Genomic DNA, 17,010 nt, shown 5'->3' with positions numbered 1-17,010 from the left:
AAAAGAGCAGTGTTGAGACTGCTCTTATCTAGTGTTTTAGAACGCTAGGTTAGGAGTAAATCACGTTTTCCTCAATCCCACTAACTAATGACTGGGCGTTCTTCCAACGGAATACTTTTTCTAACACCTCTTTGCCATCAGGTGCGCGCCAAGTTCGCTCTTGATCCTCTTGTCCACCAATGTGGCGATAGAATTCAATCGCAGAAATGTTTTGCGACACAACTTCTAAATAAAGACCTGTGTCTTTAAAGTACTGCTGTTGCCATTCGGCGACAGCAAGTAATAGCTGCTTACCAATCCCACGACCACGGTAACTGTCATCAACATGCAATGCGTCAATAAAGGTTCCACGCTCGAAATCATGGTTGCCGAACACACAAACAAAGCCAAGTAGCAAACCTCCCTCCTCCGCCAAGACAATGTGCTGATTGAATGGTGGGTTGGTCAAACGGGTTTGCCAAATCAGTAGTTTGTCGTCAATCGCTTCTTTCTCAAGATAGTTATCACTAAGAATGCCACGGTAATGACGCTTCCAGCTATCCGCATGAAGATGCGCAATGCGCTCGTAATCCTTATATTCCGCTAATCGTAAATCCATTACGTATTCCTATTTTCTTACATTTTTGCTTCTTTATAGAGTCTCGGTATATTCCACCTTTATAACACTTGTTTCTTGGCAGATTTTATACACCTTAAGCCAGAGCTCACTTTTTAATACTACTCATTATTCAATTAAAAGCAAAATATCCCATCAAGTTCCTTAATCTACACCCAAAGGAATAGTCACATTTGTCTAACTTTAATTTGACTTACATGTGTACGCTGATATTCTAGCGAACAGTTGTTAGCTCAAAGTTAGGGATACACCTGTGACTCAAAACAAACCACCTGTTATCTGGTTGAATACATTAATATTTTCTGCCAGTTTTGTTCTGACTTTTATTGTAATGCCTTGGTATGCATATCATTTTGGACTGGGTTGGGAACATCTAATTTGGGGAGTGATTGCATTTAGTTTTACTAACCTTTCTATTACAGCAGGCTATCATCGTCTCTGGAGCCACAAAACGTACGAAGCTCATCCTATTTTGCGCGCCATTTTTGCGATTGGAGGAGCATTTTCTTTGCAAAATAGTGCATTACATTGGTCTTCTGATCATCGTGTGCATCACAAACATGTCGACAATAACGATAAAGATCCGTACTCAGCCAAGCGGGGTTTTTGGTATTCTCACATTGGGTGGATGTTACGTGATTACAATAAATCAAAGGAAAACGAATATACAAACTGCCGTGACCTAAAGCGCGACAAAATCGTCATGTGGCAGCATAAGTATTATGTTCCACTTGCCCTACTGACTAATATTGGTTTCCCAGTCATGCTCGGACTGATCTACGGTGATATCTGGGGGATGTTATTGGTCGTTGGTGCGGCTCGACTCTTTATGAGTCACCATACGACTTTTTTCATTAACTCCCTCGCACATATTTGGGGTAAGCAAACTTTCACAGACAAAAACACTGCTCGCGATAATGGTGTACTCGCCTTTTTCACATTTGGAGAGGGTTACCATAATTTCCATCATATTTTCGAGAATGACTATCGCAATGGCGTGTATTGGTGGCATTACGACCCAACGAAGTGGTTGATAAAGTCATGTTCTTGGCTAGGACTCACATCTAAGTTGCGCACAACGCCTACATTTAGAATTGAAAAAGCCCGTGCGAGTCAACTTTTGAAGAAAGCAAGAGAAAAGCTAGAATCGAAACCGAATACGCAAACGATCCTCGATCAACTACAGCACGAGTTTGATACTCTAGTTCATCACATGCAGGAATACTACGAGATGCGCAAAGAAGTACTCGGTGCCAAAACTGCCAGTGTGGTAAAAAAATACGAATGTTCTGTAACGAAAATGAAGTACCAGCAAATTAAAGCAGAGTTCGAACGGCAGCAACGTAGTTGGAACCTTATGGTTCGTCGATACGCATAGTTTATCCTCATTCTTACGATTACTTAGCTTCGCTTCCGCGAAGCTTTTTTGTTGTGAAGAGTGTTTTCCAATAATTGCTTATTGAGTAAAGTCTTTTTCCTATTGTGAATCAATTCACTCATTATTCATTCACTTTCCTAGTCATATTTTCCTTCCTATAAATAGCTTCAAACCAGCATATAACACTTAGAAAACCAAATTCCAACAATACAATCTAACGAAATTATTTATTAAATTATTATTTGTCTCAGATCATGCAAGCCTCATATTTGTCTCGTGCCACAGCTAAGAATTCTGTAAATTCCTTGTCATAAACTGAAACAGTTTCTTTCTTTTTTACATAACATTCGGAGATCCCTATGTTAGAGCTCTTAATTGGCTTAGTGGTTACCATTGCGGTGGGTTACTTTATTGTCAAAGGCTATAAAGCTGCGGGCGTGTTACTGACCGCTGGTATTGCTTTACTTCTTATGACTGGCGTTTTGGGGCACGACGTGCTGCCGTCAAAAATCACCTCAACTGGTAACATGGTGACAGATGCGCTTGAATACGTGAAATACATGCTTCAATACCGCGGTGGCGGTCTTGGTATGCAAATCATGCTGCTTTGTGGTTTTGCGTCATACATGACTCATATCGGCGCGAACAACGTGGTAGTGAAACAGTTCTCTAAACCGCTTTCTGTCATCAAGTCTCCTTACGTCCTTTTGGTAGCGGCTTACATTGTGGCGTGTTTAATGTCTCTTGCGGTAAGTTCTGCAACAGGCCTTGGCGTACTATTAATGGCGACATTATTCCCAATGATGGTCGCGATGGGCATTTCTCGTCCAGCAGCCGTTGCAGTGTGTGCCTCTCCAGCGGCAATCATCCTTTCTCCTACTTCTGGTGATGTTGTTATCGCAGCAGAAAAGTCTGGTTTAGAGCTTGATGTGTTTGCGGTACAAACTGTGTTGCCTGTTTCTATTTGCGCAATCATCGTCATGGCAGCGGCAGCGTTCTTCTGGAACAAATACTTAGATAAGAAAGAAAATACACCAATGGAAAAAATTGATGTATCAGAGATCAAAGCTGACGCACCAGCGTTTTATGCAGCTCTTCCATTTCTACCTATCATCGGCGTTTTCCTATTCAACGGTCGTACCATTCCAGGACTTAGTCTAGACATCTACACTATTGTGGTTGGTTCGATTTTCCTTGGAGCTCTGATCCATTATGTTGTAAATAAGTTCGATGGTAAGAAATCACTAGAAGATTTAGATTCTTGTTACGCAGGCATGGCTGACGCGTTCAAAGGCGTTGTGATGCTTTTGGTTGCCGCAGGGGTTTTTGCACAAGGTCTGATGTCTATCGGTGCTATCGATAACCTACTTCATCTAGCAGATAATGCTGGTGCAGGCGGCGTTGCTTTAATGCTTATTCTAACTGCATTGACAGTTGCAGCAGCAATTGCAACGGGTTCGGGTAACGCGCCTTTCTATGCGTTCGTGGAGTTAGCACCATCTTTAGCTGCTAAAATGGGATTAAACCCTGCGTTCCTAATTATCCCGATGCTTCAAGCATCAAACCTAGGCCGTACTATCTCACCAGTATCTGGCGTAATCGTTGCGACATCAGGTATGGCAAACATCAGCCCGTTTGAGGTTGTAAAACGCACATCCGTTCCAGTTCTAGCAGGCCTTATCACGGTGATTATTGGTACTATGGTGCTTGTTCCAATGAGTGCCTAGCGGTATTGCCACGATCAAACTAAAAGCAATATCCGAACAAAATTACGTTTAATTAAAAACGCCAGCAAATGTGCTGGCGTTTTTTTATTCTAATGTGATGATTTACGCTGACTTAAATCGGTCAGGAATCTTAGTGATGCTCTCTCTGTAGCTAAACCATAAGTAGGTAACGGCAAGCGAAAAGAATAAATATGAAAGTGCGAATACGATTGGAGACGTGATTAATTCCGCGGACATTCCCCACATCACACCGACTACGGTTATCGTCAACTTAGAAAGCATACCGCAAATGAGTAGGAATAAAGCAAGCTGTGGAAAGCGCGAGCTGCGAAATGCGAAGAAATAACAGCTACCTACCGCTAAAGAAGCAATAGATAAGCCCAACATAAATGAATGGATGTGGTCTGCTGATGCGATACCAGCGGATACCGAAGCCATGAGTAATAGGAACAGTTTCATAAGTCACCTCACAACAAATCTAAAAAGCATCCCTTCATAAATGAAAACTCATTTTTCACCATATTTTGCGCCTAAAATCAGCAATTACAAGTTACTTTTTTGCTCACTTAATGAACACAAAAGCTAATCAGCTTCAATTATTACAAAAGGTTAACAATTAAAAATTAAGAAACCCTTTGCATCTGATACTTACGACAGTCAGATGATAAATCCGCCTTTTTTGTTACAGATGGTTAACATGGAAACATTTTGAATTTTTTTATTTGAAATGTGAACTGTGCACTCAACAGCGTAAAACCTCTCTGTCTTGACTCATCATTCGTTATTAGTGAACAAAAAATGTCACTTTTTTACAACGTTCTTACTACATACAAAACCATGAATTCACATCCACTTTTAATGTTGCAAATTATTTTATCAGTAACCGTAAAAAGAGATTCCAATCACATATTTATTGGTTATAATCCGCGCTCATTGCGTTAAACGTTGAAAAACGCAAACTAATTTTGAGAAAAAACATCTTTAAACCAACCTTCTTTGCGGCATTGCCAATAAGAGGAAAAACTGAGAATAAAAATGAGCAAGATTGATAAAGCTATGCGCATCCTGTTAGCAGGGTTCTGTATCAACCTTTGTCTTGGCATCCTGTATGCTTGGAGTGTATTCAACAAGGCACTGGTAACTGAATCAGGCTGGAGTGCTGCAGAAGCTTCTGCACCTTACGCAACTGCAACCATCACTTTCTCTATCTGTCTTCTTATTGCAGGTATTCTTCAAGACCGCATGGGCCCTCGAATGATCCTTATCCTAGGTACTGTTCTTACAGGTCTGGGCATGATCGCGTCTGGCTTTGTGAACTCTCCACTAATGTTGAACATTACATTCGGTGTGATCACAGGTGCAGGTATCGGTTTTGGTTACGCATGCCTATCACCTTCTGCGATGAAGTGGTTCCACGCTTCGAAGAAAGGTATGGTTAACGGCATTATTGCGGCAGGTTTCGGTCTAGCGGCTATTTACCTTGCGCCAGTAACTTCTGCGCTAATAGACAGCATGGGCATTCAAACTAGCTTTATGGTTCTTGGTGTTGGTATCCTAGCGATTGCAGTTCCTCTTGCAGCAACCATCAACAACCCACCAGCAGACTACACACCTGCTGAGCCTAAAGTAAAAGAAGGCCAAGCACCTAAAGCGGTGAAAAAGTCAGATGACTTAACTTGGAAAGCAATGTTGAAAACGCCACAGTTCTACTCTCTATGGATCATGTACGCGTTTGCAGCTTCTGTTGGTCTAATGATCATCGGTAACATCACGACAATCGCAAGCGTTCAAGCAAACTTGCCAAACGCGGTTTACCTAGCGTCTATTCTTGCTGTATTCAACTCTGGCGGTCGTGTTGCCGCGGGTATGCTTGCAGATAAAATCGGCGGTGTTCGTACGCTTCTACTCGCGTTCGTTCTACAAGGCGTAAACATGGTGCTGTTCGCGACGTTCGACTCTGAGTTTACACTGATCATCGGTACAGCAATCGCAGCGGTAGGTTACGGCACACTTCTAGCGGTATTTCCTACTCTAACGGCTGAGTTCTACGGTCTGAAAAACTACGGCACTAACTACGGCGTGCTTTACACAGCATGGGGTATCGGTGGTGCAATCGGCGCAGCGGTTGTTGGTTTCTCGATGACAAATGGCGACGGCTACACCTTGGCTTACACAATTTCTTCAGCAATGATGGCAGTATGTATCGTACTAGCGTTCATCACTAAGCCATTGTCTGAAGCGAAAGTAGCACAGCTAAAAAACGCATAATTGCGAATTGATTTGATAGCAAAAAGGCTTAACCTATGGGTTAAGCCTTTTTTGTTATCGGTCGTTTATGGAAAGCCCTATCGAACTAGCACCAAACTACTATCTAGAGAACTTCTTTAAGCTGACTCATCACGCAGTAACTTGGTACAGCGATTTACTAACCAAGGAAGAACACGCATGGCTTTGCTCGTTTGATTCTTTGAGCAAACACGCCCAGTGCCTTTTGGTGCGTTTATATAGCCGAAAGGGATGTTGGTTTCGAAGTGATAAGCTGAGTTATCAAGAAATACCTTCTATCAATGAAGCACTGGCAGAATTGAGTCAACATGAGTTTGTAGCCCTTTCCCCTCCCCTTTCTCATCAAGAGTTAGCGGCCAATTTACTGACCAAACCAGAAATCTCTGCGCTTTATCCCGAACTGCCGAAATCACTCAAGAAAGACGCCCTTGTCGAACGTTTGAGTAATGCGGAATTTGATCGTACAGAGAAGCTTGAGTTTACGATCGTCAAACTCAATTCAGCTCATATGATCGACGTGTTGCTCACTCTGTTTTTTGCCAACACCCATCAAGACTTAAGTCAGTTTGTGCTTGATGACTTAGGTTTGCATCAGTTCGAGCAATATCAATTGAGTAAAGTGCGCCGTTTCTTTGATTCACGTGAGCAAATAGACCGTTTAATTGAACTGAGCCAGTTGGCCAACCTGTACTGGCAATTTGACCGAAAAGACAAAGCCAATCTCGACTTATTAATTGAGGCAATGCCTCAGCCCGTTAAACACCGTTACGTAGATCGTAAACGCGAGCACATGTTGAATGACATAGCACGTGATTACGAACGGCTTAATGATCTAGAGACCGCCCTATATCTATTTGGCCAAACTCAACTCACACCGAGCCGAGAACGACGCGCACGTATCTATGACAAATTAAACCATGATGATTTATTTTGTGACATTGTCACAGATATGCTTAACTCACCGATCGATGTGTCTGAGATCGAAGTTGCACAAAAACTTGAGCAACGGTTAAAACGAAAACAAGGCGAGAAAGTGCCAAGAGTGACGAAGCCAACCTGTACGGAATACCGCCTTGAACTGGATTTATCTCAACAGAGAGTCGAACTCGCCAGCAAAGCGTATTTTGAGTCCTTAGGCTGGACTGTATTTTACGCCGAAAATGCACTGCTTAATGCATTACTTGGTCTCACTTTTTGGGATGCGATTTTTGCTCCTATTGAAGGGGTATTCATTAACGCTTATCAACACCGTCCTTTAGATTTATATCACTCGGATTTTGTTACCAAGCGCCAAGCTTTGATAGACACCGCTTTTGCCGAACTAGAAGCGGGCAACACCCAGATGTTATTGACAAAATACGATGAGAAGTTTGGCATCAGTAATCCATTTGTACATTGGAATTTAATAAGTAAAGAGCTACTCGAAACAGCACTCAACACTATCCCAACCAATATGCTGATGGCGCTGTTCAAAATACAATTGAGCGACCTTAAGCTTTACCGTAATGGGATGCCGGATCTCATTGCTTTTAAAGAAAACGAGTTCGAGTGGATTGAAGTGAAAGGCCCTGGCGATAAACTCCAGGATAACCAATGGCGTTGGATCAAAGAGTTTACTCGCCTTAATGTCCCGTTTGCGGTGTGTTACGTCGCAGCAACTTAACTTACTCTATATAAAGAGCTTGGTGTTTGTTCACTCAAACCGCCCCTCGGTTATCGCCCCTTGCTCTTTTTTCTAAACATTTTTTCGTTTCTTCACGATCGCTTCACGCTTCTTCACACAAAATGCGCTTCTACTCACTAAGTTGATTTGAAGAGGCAAAATAAAATGAACAAAACACTTCTTGCGTTACTTGTTACCTGCTCAGTTTCGGTATCTGCGGCTCCTTATGTAGGTCTGGAATATGGACTAGGCACCACTGACCATGATTTGGAACCTCACTTTTCAACTGACAACGTAACACTCAACCCTGAGCTTGAAGACGGTATTTTCTCAGGCTTTGTCGGTTACGCATTTAATGACAACTGGGCATTGGAACTGGGTTACAGCCAGTTTGACCTTGATGATAGTCGTTCAAAAAACCTAGGTATCAAGTCAATCGATGGCAAAGATTACCATCATGAAATGGATTGGGATGCGTCAATCAAAGCCAAGCAAGTGTCGTTGGCTCCTGTGTTTAACTATGCATTAAATGATAAATGGACAACAAAATTCAAAGCGGGTCTAACGTACACGGAATACAACGCCAAGGTTTCTAAACATCAAGAATACGAACTTGTCACGAACGACGATGTGGAAATGACCAACACGCTTTTCCATAGCGCGGAGAAAAACAACGAGCTAGGCGCAATGTTCTCAGTGGGTGCGGAATACAGAATTTTCCCGCAGCTCACCATAGGTGTAAACGCAAAATATCAACTAGACCGATACGCGAACACTGCATCCTTTAACGTAGGCACAACTTATTACTTCTAATATAAGGAGATGATAATGAAAAGAGTATTGTTAACATCCATGCTTGCCCTACTTTCAAGCTCGGTTTTCGCCGCGTTTAATGGTCCAGAAGTCAGTGCAATCAATACGGTGAAAGAGGCGCGCAACGCAACCGACGACAGCGCTGTAGTGCTAACCGGGCATATTGTTCAATCATTTGGTAACGAGACTTACTTGTTCAAAGACAACACTGGTGAGATCGAAGTAGAGATCGACAACGAAGATTGGATGGGTCAAGAAGTGACACCAAAAGATACCGTAATGATTCGAGGAGAGGTTGACGCAGATTGGACAACTACGCAGATAGACGTTGAGACAATTCAAAAACGTTAAGAAGCTGACTGATACCTCAACACAAATAACACAGCCACATTTTAGTGGCTGTGTTACGCAATAATCATGGAAAACGCTCGTTTAGCTAGTCAAGCAAGGACAATCTTGCGGTACGACTAATCGTATACTCTTAGGCTGAACATCAAATCTAATGGTTCTCGAATGATAAGGTTCTCCATCTAAATTAAGAGGCAATGGATTCGGGAAGTCTATCTCCAACCAGCTTGCTCTTGTGTACTTCACAAACTCTCCTTTCTCACTCGGGTTATTGATCTCGTCGATTACTTTAGGCAGCTCATGAGGTAAAAATGGGCGCACCAATGTTAGATCCATCAGCCCATCATTAATCATCGCTTTTGGAGCTAACTCTTGCCCACCTCCAGCAAGGCGCCCATTACAAAACGCACCGAGCAACATTTCTCCCTGATACGCACCACCTTCAATCGTTATTGTTCCGTCATATGGTTTAAAGCCAAGTGCTTTTACAACACCAGTTAGCGTGTAAGCTCCACCGCCAAGAAAGTTTTTGAGTTCAACAGGCGTTTCTGCTGTAACTTCTGCGCCAAACCCTGCTGTTGCCACGTTAATAAAGCAGCGATCGTTCGCTTTGACGCAATCGACCAAAGCGGACTGCCCCTCAACAGCAAGAGATAAAGACGCCTTAATGGAATTAGGTACTTGAATAGAGGTAGCAAAGTCATTGGCGGTACCAAGGGGAATAATGGCTAACTCAGGGCGTTTTTCTTTGTCAATTTGAATAATCGCAGAAGCCGCCTCATTGACGGTCCCATCGCCACCAGCGACAACAATACGTTCAATGCCTTCAGCAACCGCTTCTTTTACTAGCCGTGGCATGTCTTGAGATTCCCACGTCACACGCACCTGTACGTCGATGCCTTTGTCTCTCATTTTCATGATTGCATCTCTTAACTCTGGATTCCCAGCTTTTTTTCCGTTAAGGATGGCACGTATTGTCTTTTTCATTGCACTTCCTATTGGTTGATGACTTTTCCTGCTTGCTTAATCTGTGAACGCAACCACTGATGGGCGCTGTCGTTTGTGCGACTAGGATGCCAGATTGTACAAAGCTCATACATTTGTTCATCAAATGGCATTGATAAAGATTTAACATGATAGGTGTTATTGAACAAGTTGATCATCGACTCTGGCATTAAACCAATGTATTCACTACCACAAATAATTGGGAGCATTTCTAGTACGCCTGAGGCTCGATACTTAATCTTTCTCTTATCCAAGTCGACAATGTCATCGGCGTTTAACAAGCTCTTACGACTCTGCCACTGCGAAACCACTACGTGTTCTTCTTCAAAAAATTGTTCAGCCGTAATCTCGTCATTCAGGCGTGGATGCGCTTCGCTACATACCACCACCAAACGCTCCGTAAGTACAGTTTCCAGTTTTAACACCGTTCTTGCTCTTGGTGTGATATCAATGATCAAATCGTATCGTTGTAACCGCAGATCACTTTCAAAATCTTCCGTAAAAAGCGGATGTACTTCTAATGCAACATTTGGCGCCGACACACGGATTTGTTTCATGACTTGAGGTAGCAACTCAAAGCTTGCAACGGACACACAGGCAATAGAAAACACTCTATTCGACACTTTAGGGTCAAACTCACTAGAGGCCGATAATGTCGAAGTGAAATTTTGTACTGAAGCTAGAAGAGCAGGATAAATATCCATCGCAAACGAGGTAGGCTCGACACCTTTAACGCAACGATGAAACAATGGGTCATCGTAGATATCACGTAGCCTTGCAAGCGCTTTACTCACCGCAGGCTGGGTGATGTTTAAACGCGCCGCCGCCCGAGACAAGTTACGCTCTTCATAGATGGCAGTGAAAATGGGAATAAGATTAAGGTCGGTCGGTTTCATGCTATTAAATTTTTCAAAAGTCACTTTCTCTATTTTAATCTAACAGCATGATCGTTCACGCAGCCAAGTGCAATAAATGGGCGGTATCGCTTGTTTTAACGAGTTTTAACTCAATTTTGACGCACTTCATTCACTACATAAACTGGCACCGTAGTGCAACGTAAAGCTTGACTTAGGCTTTGCCTAGGTAAGGGGTAAGAAACTCGCTGACTTCCTCGCCGCATAAACCAGTTTCTACCTCTATACCTGCTTGTTTTAGAATCTCGATACCTCGACCACTGTTGCGCGGGTCGGGGTCCAATATGGCTACGACGACTTTGCTTATGCCGGATTTGACTAATGTCACCGCGCAAGCTGGCGTGCGACCAACAAACGAACACGGTTCCAGCGTAACGTATGCCGTCACCGATTCTAACGAGCCTTGATACGCATTCAGCGCTTCCACTTCCGCGTGACTGCCACCAATCGCTTGAGTATGACCTTCAGAAACGATTTGATTGTCTTTCACTAACACGCAGCCAACCGGCGGGTTGGGTTGACATTCAGGAAGCGCATTTTTGGACACTTCCAATGCGCGGCGCATAAACTCTTGGCTCATTTGAACTCTATTATCTAATAAAAACGAGGCGCTATATTAGCGCCCCGTTTTATTCATTGCCATCTCTTCCAATGACTTTGTCCAGTTCTGGTAACGCTCGCGGAATACGGAATTTAAAGCGTTTTTGTTTGGTCTGGACTTTGCGCCACATCGACTTCAGTAAATGAGCGCTATTTTCACCATTTTGCATTCGCGACGCACTTTTTTGCCACGATTCACTCGTATCGGCTTTGGTCATTTCTAGCTCGGCCGTATTTAAACGCAATTGTTTGTACAATATGGTCCTTGCTTCAGACCAACGTTTAGCCTTTAACAAACGGTGGAACGTCAGCCATGCTGGTGTCGGTCTGTTGCGGTAGTAACGTTTAATGGCTACCAATGAAATAATCACAAAACCCAGCAACACAAGCGTGGAAACAATCCATGCAAAGTACGTTCTGATAAAGGACTTCAACGTGTGCTTCGCGGCAAAAGTTTTGCCCTCTAACATCACCGTTTCCACTTGCTGAGTCTTACTGTTCCACCAACGGAACTCATAATCTGGCAGGGTTAATTCACCACCTTGTTGAATCACGTACACGCTCTCTTCTGTGCGTGTTGACTGGTAATCACCACGTGTTTGCGTATCTGTCAAACGGTGGGGTTGAGGATACGCTTGATAACGGGTTGTTGATTCTCCTTTCAACAAGTCTGGTAGCAATACAGATAGTGAATCTTGAGCCGAAATGGTGATTTTACGCGTGATTGCATCCCCAACTTTGAGTGACTCAGTGGAGGTATCCCACTCTTGCTTTACCTCTACATCTGTTGCAGAAAACCAAGGTGTCTCACCACTCAGCAGGCCCGATGGCAAGACGGTTTTGAACTTAATCGGCTGCGTGTAAAGTGTGCCTGACACCTTCTCGCCGTCCGGCGCAGACACCTGAACGCCCACTGCGACAGGTGGAATCACAAAATCACCAGAAGCTTGAGGATACAAAGTCACTTCCCATCGTTGACGCGACCAAGTTTGTCCCTCTTTTTGCTCAGTAAAGTTGGTTGCTAGTTGATTACGCTGTTTGGCGATAACATTGGGCATTTCAATATTGCCAATTCTCGTACCACCCGTAAACCAACGCGGCGTTGCCACTTCGATGGTTAAAATAACTTGCTCATTGACGCTAAAGCTTGGTGTTTTACGCTTCTCTCCAGCCGTTGGTTGTTGACCAACCCACGCTTGTAACTCTACACCATGCTCTCGTTGAACGTCACGAATATCTTGAGCTAACACACTACTACTCAGGAGGAAACCGAAACAGATAACTACCCACAAGGGTAAAGCAAAGGGCGTAAAACGGTGACTTTTCATCATTGCACCGCCTCCTCTGTATTTTCGCTCGCAGTAGAGGTTGATTCTCCGGTTTCTATTGAACGCAATTGAATCTGAAACTTCGCATTTAAGAAGTATTTAGGATCCGCTTCGACTCGCTTTAACCATTTGTCGGCTAATTCTTGGCTACCTATGATGTCGTCTGCATTTAACGTCTCTTTAATCATCAACTCCGCTGACGTTTTTTCATCCGCCCCTTCTGCGGTTTGAGGGTTATCACCTAGCTCGGTTGATGCTTCTTGCTCTGTTCCTGCCTGACTCTCACTCATCCGGTTGATGTCCTCTACAATACCACCAATCACTTTCAAGTTATGCTCAACATCCGGTCTTAGCCTCTCGCTCAACGTTGGCTTGTTGGCTAGGGATTTTAACAAGTCACGTGCAGCCAAATATTCACGCTGACGCGCCAATGCACTCGCCGCATTATAAAGACCGTAATCTCGAACCTCTTCGGACGGGTCGTTTTGCATTTCCAAAAACGCACTGTGCGCGAGCTCAAACTCGCTAGCGTAGTAGTACGCCGTGCCTTTACGTAATGGATCGACAAAGTGTTTTGCAGCTTCTAAATACGCTTGTTGGTTGAACAAACGCTGTCCTTGTTGATCTGGCGTTAGCCACAAATCCCACCACCATTGCGCCACCTTGTCGAAAGCCGTCACTTTTTGCACAACTTGTGGCTGCTCGGCTTTAACTGAAATGTTCTCGGCCAATGCACTTGTTGGCATCAATAACGTGCCGCTCACCATTACAATCACGCACCACTGCACTAACCACCCTTTTCTAAACCACAGCATCATGATCAGCGCGATTGGGAACAGAATTTGATACCCCATGTCTTTCCAAGGCATTGAAGATTCGCCATTAAGCTGCATATTGCGCTCAACGTATCGATTCAGTTGCTCGATATCACTATTATCGACGGTCACTTCCACCAATCGACCGTTAGCCTGACTAGCCAGTTCTTGTAGAGAATCCAAATCCATTGGGTTGTTACTCACAATGTCAGCATTCCCTGCCGCAAGAATTAACAGTTGATAAGGTTTGCCCGAGAAATACGCTTGGTATTGCTCAATCGTGGCTGGATTAACGCCATCACTCACCAACAGAACAGTGGAGCCTGGTTGACCTTGCAATTGTTGGTCAATTAACGGCAATGCTTTTTCGGCAAGCTTACCTTGCACGGGCATAATTTCTGGCGTAATGGCCGCCAAAAACGGGTCAAATACTTTGCTGTCTTGAGTTATAGGCATCGCGACATGAGCACTGCCCGCGAACACGACTAAACCCGTTTTTCCGCCTTTTCGCGCGGCTAGCAAATCGCGTATTTTCTGTTTGGAACGCTCAAGGCGGCTTGGTGGGAGATCTTTTTGCAGCATCGAGTCACTGTTATCAAGCACCACAAGCATAGAGGCTTTATCTTCGCCAAAGGGGGAAGATTCACGTTGCCACGTTGGGCCTGCACAAATCACAATGGCGATGAACACAATCAGCATCAAGAGCTTAAGCGGCAGTTGCTTACGCCAGCCTCGCTCACCTATCGTCAAAGCATTGCGTAAATGTTCGGGCAGAATATCCTTCCAGCTTGGCTTGCTTTCTTCTCGCCAGCGTAACCACACCAAGAAAAACATGGGGACCAAAGCCAGTAACCACTGTGGTCGAATAAAATGAAACTGCGTAAAGAATTGCGTCCAACTAAGAGAATCAAACATCGCCCTCTCCTAATGATGATCGTGTAACAGCCCTTCTTTTGAGTGTTGCGACGCTGAACGCGAGCAAATGCATGATGACCACTAACGCCATCAAGTAATGATGAAGGCTTTGTTTTGGGCGGTATGTAGTGCTTTCGTAAAGTTGAGGTTCCAGTTTGCCAATTTCGTCGTAGGCAGCCGATAGTTCATCACGGTTGAGTGCTTCAAACGCTTCACCGCCGGATTCTTTCGCAATGCGATGAATCGTGTCCATATCCAACGCGGTTTCACCTATCGTTTCCGGATCGCCCATCGCAATGACGTGTACTCTCACGCCTTTGGCTTTCGCAACTTTCGCCGCATCAATCGGTTCAACAAAACTGCCCGTGTCGTTACCATCGGTTAATACAATCGCGACTTTTTCACGGTTTTGGTCTTGTTCTAAAGCACTACGCGACTTATCGCTTTGCTCAAAAACTTTAATCGCTAAGCCAATCGCATCACCAAGATGGGTACTCTGCCCTGCCATTGCCACATCGGTTTGGTTAAGCAGTTCGAGCCACACTTTTTGGTCTGCGGTAAATGGCGTTTGCACGAAAGCAGCATCACCAAAAAGCACCAAGCCTAATCGGTCACCTTTACGAGACTGAACAAACTCCGACAGCACTTCTTTTGCCGCATCAAGACGAGAAATTTTTTCGCCTGTACGTGAGGTGAAATCTGGCTCGGCCATGGAGCCCGAAAGATCCACCACCACCATCACATCGCGCCCTAAACTCTCGCGAACTTGAGGCTCGCCTAACACGGTGGGTTTTGCCATCGCACACACCACCAAAAGCCATGAGAGAATTAACGTTGCTCGTTGCCACCAGCTTGGGGTTAACTGGCTTGCACCTTCTGACGGCGTCTCGCCAATCGCTTCCACCAACTGACTAAAAAACGGCACTTTGATCGCCATTTGCTTAGTGCGATATGCAGGCACCAAGTAGTATACCACCAATGGCAACGGCAAAATCAGAAACCACAGTGGGTGAGCAAATTCAAAACCAGACAAACCAGTTAGCGATACAAGAAGATCATTCATGTTGACCTCCCTGATTTGCTTTGCGTTTCAATAGTGGTGATTTCTTTGTTGTGCCTTTTTGAGCATCGCAACGGTGTTCACTCACCCAGTTTTTCGCACGAGCAATAAGCGTTACTCGCTCTTCGTTGGTTAGCATAACGCTTGGGTCAACAATACTTTGTAGCCAACGCTTTGAAAGCTCATCGTTAAAGACCACTTGCGAGTTTGCTTGAGAATCTCCGGTTTGCAGATATAGCGCATCGAGCTTGCGCAAAAAGGCGGTATCAAACAATTTCGCGTTACGGCTATCAACATGAATCAACACAATTTTAAGCACAGAGAACAATGCTTTAGGCATGCCTTTGTCGCTCGGTTTGATTTGCGAAATCGCCAACAGAGCTTCTTGTCGGTAGCGGTTACACCACCACTGTTGAGCCAAACGATACGCGACATACACCAATGCAATGAGCGCAACCGCCGCTAAAATTTTCCAGCCAATAGTTTGCGGATACCAACTCACGCTTGGTGGCACGGCCACATCATGTAACTCACTGAGTATGTAGGTACTCGGAGGCGTAGGAAGACCACTCATTTAACGCCCTCCTACCAGTTTTTGAAATTGTTTAATGTGCTCGCCAGTCGTATCGAGTTCAATGTGCGGAAGGTGTTTCATCGCCATAAGTTGAGAGAGTGATTGACGCTGTAAGCTGGTTCGAGCCTCAAGCTTTGCGCTCGCGGCTTCTACCTTTGCTTTGCTGTCTAAATTGAGTTGATACTGCCCATCACCAACCACCCATTTCGATTTTGCCAAATCGTCTGGTAACGTTTGTTCTAATGGGTCACTAACCATCACTGCGAGAACATCATTGTGCTGTTGCAGCTGTTTAAGGTGATCAAGATGGTGCTCCTCGCAGTCGCTCCAGTCGCTGATAAAAATCAAAGTGGATTGCTTGAGCTTCATGCGTTTAATGAGCTCAATCCATTGACTGAACGTTACTTTTTCGGAGTTGCGGGAGTCCACATTGAGCGATTTATTGGCTTTAGCGAGACGTTTAAGTTGCGCCAGAAGATCGTTTTGCGAACGCTGTGCCTTGCTGTGAAACAACGCCTGCGGGGATGCGATGACAAAACCGACTCGGTCGCCATCTTTTAATACTCGCCACCCACACATCGCTGCGATCTCTGCCGCGACAACTGATTTCATTACTTGCGTCGAAGCAAAAAACATTGTGCTTCTCTGGTCGACACACACGATTACGTTGCGATCTTTTTCTTCTGTATAACTGCGTACATGCGGCTTACCCGTACGCATCGTAACTTTCCAATCAAGGTTACGAATATCATCACCTAATTGGTAATGGCGCAGCTCTTCGAAGTTCAATCCACGACCGCGAAACAACGAATTGTGTCGGCCAGAGAGAACGCTACCCGCCTTTAGGTGAGGAAGTAAACTGAATGATTCTGCTTGTGCTTGAAGACGTACTAAACGAGCGTAATCGCAGTACAAACGAGGATCCATCCCCTGTGATTTTGGCGCAAGAGTTGGCTTAGCCATAATGC

16 protein-coding genes are annotated in these 17,010 nt (G+C 44.4%); 6 read left to right on the top strand and 10 right to left on the bottom strand.

Annotated elements, in window-relative coordinates:
* Positions 1–49: 49 nt before the first annotated feature.
* On the bottom strand, positions 50–598 hold the full coding sequence (locus tag R7Z47_RS06665) for a GNAT family N-acetyltransferase (RefSeq protein ID WP_005376525.1): 549 nt from the start codon (positions 596–598) through the stop codon (positions 50–52).
* A 271-nt stretch (positions 599–869) separates the two neighbouring features.
* On the opposite strand from R7Z47_RS06665, the gene R7Z47_RS06660 reads away from it, so the two are divergent.
* Both R7Z47_RS06660 and dcuC read left to right on the top strand, forming a co-directional pair.
* Positions 870–1,994: an acyl-CoA desaturase gene (locus tag R7Z47_RS06660; RefSeq protein WP_017821552.1), complete on the top strand. Its 1,125-nt coding sequence runs from the start codon at positions 870–872 to the stop codon at positions 1,992–1,994.
* Between the two features lie 359 nt (positions 1,995–2,353).
* A complete protein-coding gene (gene dcuC / locus R7Z47_RS06655) occupies positions 2,354–3,721 on the top strand; it encodes an anaerobic C4-dicarboxylate transporter DcuC (protein WP_005376528.1) in 1,368 nt (455 codons plus the stop codon).
* A 102-nt stretch (positions 3,722–3,823) separates the two neighbouring features.
* On the opposite strand, the gene R7Z47_RS06650 is transcribed toward dcuC, so the two are convergent.
* Entirely contained in the window at positions 3,824–4,180 is a 357-nt protein-coding gene (locus R7Z47_RS06650) for a hypothetical protein (RefSeq protein WP_005376535.1), read from the bottom strand.
* Between the two features lie 576 nt (positions 4,181–4,756).
* Between R7Z47_RS06650 and R7Z47_RS06645 the strand changes: the two genes are divergently transcribed.
* The 4 genes from R7Z47_RS06645 to R7Z47_RS06630 all read left to right on the top strand — a co-directional run bounded on the left by R7Z47_RS06645 (position 4,757) and on the right by R7Z47_RS06630 (position 8,834).
* On the top strand, positions 4,757–5,989 hold the full coding sequence (locus R7Z47_RS06645) for an OFA family MFS transporter (protein WP_005388232.1): 1,233 nt from the start codon (positions 4,757–4,759) through the stop codon (positions 5,987–5,989).
* A gap of 67 nt (positions 5,990–6,056) precedes the next feature.
* Positions 6,057–7,670 (top strand): VRR-NUC domain-containing protein, encoded by a 1,614-nt coding sequence (locus tag R7Z47_RS06640; RefSeq protein WP_318129909.1) that lies wholly within the window; start codon positions 6,057–6,059, stop codon positions 7,668–7,670.
* A 165-nt stretch (positions 7,671–7,835) separates the two neighbouring features.
* A complete protein-coding gene (locus tag R7Z47_RS06635) occupies positions 7,836–8,483 on the top strand; it encodes an AcfA family outer membrane beta-barrel protein (RefSeq protein WP_005376538.1) in 648 nt (215 codons plus the stop codon).
* Positions 8,484–8,498: 15 nt separating this feature from the next.
* Positions 8,499–8,834, top strand: coding sequence for a YgiW/YdeI family stress tolerance OB fold protein (locus R7Z47_RS06630; RefSeq protein WP_042520734.1), 336 nt, complete (start codon positions 8,499–8,501; stop codon positions 8,832–8,834).
* Between the two features lie 81 nt (positions 8,835–8,915).
* On the opposite strand, the gene yegS is transcribed toward R7Z47_RS06630, so the two are convergent.
* From yegS to R7Z47_RS06590, 8 genes are all read right to left on the bottom strand, one after another.
* Positions 8,916–9,818: a lipid kinase YegS gene (yegS, locus tag R7Z47_RS06625; RefSeq protein WP_318118958.1), complete on the bottom strand. Its 903-nt coding sequence runs from the start codon at positions 9,816–9,818 to the stop codon at positions 8,916–8,918.
* An 8-nt stretch (positions 9,819–9,826) separates the two neighbouring features.
* Positions 9,827–10,732 (bottom strand): LysR family transcriptional regulator, encoded by a 906-nt coding sequence (locus R7Z47_RS06620; RefSeq protein ID WP_005376541.1) that lies wholly within the window; start codon positions 10,730–10,732, stop codon positions 9,827–9,829.
* 172 nt (positions 10,733–10,904) lie between these two features.
* A complete protein-coding gene (locus tag R7Z47_RS06615; protein ID WP_318118956.1) occupies positions 10,905–11,330 on the bottom strand; it encodes a bifunctional diaminohydroxyphosphoribosylaminopyrimidine deaminase/5-amino-6-(5-phosphoribosylamino)uracil reductase RibD in 426 nt (141 codons plus the stop codon).
* 49 nt (positions 11,331–11,379) lie between these two features.
* Positions 11,380–12,681 carry a BatD family protein gene (locus R7Z47_RS06610; RefSeq protein ID WP_318118955.1) on the bottom strand — a complete coding sequence of 434 codons (1,302 nt, stop codon included), beginning with the start codon at positions 12,679–12,681 and terminating at the stop codon, positions 11,380–11,382.
* A complete protein-coding gene (locus tag R7Z47_RS06605; RefSeq protein WP_318123746.1) occupies positions 12,678–14,408 on the bottom strand; it encodes a vWA domain-containing protein in 1,731 nt (576 codons plus the stop codon). Before R7Z47_RS06605 ends, R7Z47_RS06610 begins: the two co-directional genes overlap by 4 nt.
* On the bottom strand, positions 14,401–15,471 hold the full coding sequence (locus R7Z47_RS06600; RefSeq protein WP_318122015.1) for a VWA domain-containing protein: 1,071 nt from the start codon (positions 15,469–15,471) through the stop codon (positions 14,401–14,403). The genes R7Z47_RS06605 and R7Z47_RS06600 overlap by 8 nt, the downstream gene beginning before the upstream one ends.
* Positions 15,464–16,042, bottom strand: a complete 579-nt coding sequence (locus tag R7Z47_RS06595) for a DUF4381 domain-containing protein (protein WP_318129908.1) — start codon at positions 16,040–16,042, stop codon at positions 15,464–15,466. The genes R7Z47_RS06600 and R7Z47_RS06595 overlap by 8 nt, the downstream gene beginning before the upstream one ends.
* The gene (locus tag R7Z47_RS06590; protein ID WP_213971543.1) at positions 16,043–17,005 is read right to left on the bottom strand and encodes a DUF58 domain-containing protein; all 963 of its coding nucleotides are present in this window, start codon (positions 17,003–17,005) and stop codon (positions 16,043–16,045) included. It abuts the gene before it with no gap.
* Between the last annotated feature and the right edge of the window lie 5 nt (positions 17,006–17,010).

Origin of the sequence: Vibrio sp. 1641 (assembly GCF_033339995.1) — a bacterium.
GTDB classification, from domain to species: domain Bacteria; phylum Pseudomonadota; class Gammaproteobacteria; order Enterobacterales; family Vibrionaceae; genus Vibrio; species Vibrio alginolyticus.
This window is presented reverse-complemented; position numbering and strand designations above follow the sequence as displayed.